The sequence below is a fragment of the Bradyrhizobium sp. JHI2711 genome, assembly GCF_056156565.1.
Genome location: NZ_JBPZPT010000036.1, coordinates 1 through 283, shown reverse-complemented (window position 1 = coordinate 283; position 283 = coordinate 1). Strand labels below are relative to the sequence as shown.

The following is a 283-nucleotide window of genomic DNA, read 5'->3' as shown; positions in this document are numbered from 1 at the left end:
GGCAATCGGCACTCCGATCGTGCCGTCGCCATTGAGATCCTGCTGCAGCGTCGGCTCCAGTGCTTTCAGGGTCGGATCGCTCCCCAGGACCTCGGGAGCCGCGGCTAGCGTCGTCACGAAATTGCCGCTGCTGTCGGTGCTCCAGACCGAGTAGTGCCCATTGGCCGAGTTCTTCCAGACCACGTCGTAGCCGCCACCGGACACCTGCTCGGCAGCAATGACGGACCACGTCGTGTAATTGGCCGTGTCCACCACATTGCCTTGGTATTTCAGCGTTGGGCCG

1 pseudogene is annotated in these 283 nt (G+C 62.9%); it reads right to left on the bottom strand.

The features are described 5' to 3' along the window. A pseudogene (locus ACTEK7_RS36675) lies at positions 1-283 on the bottom strand (M10 family metallopeptidase C-terminal domain-containing protein); the annotation flags it as partial.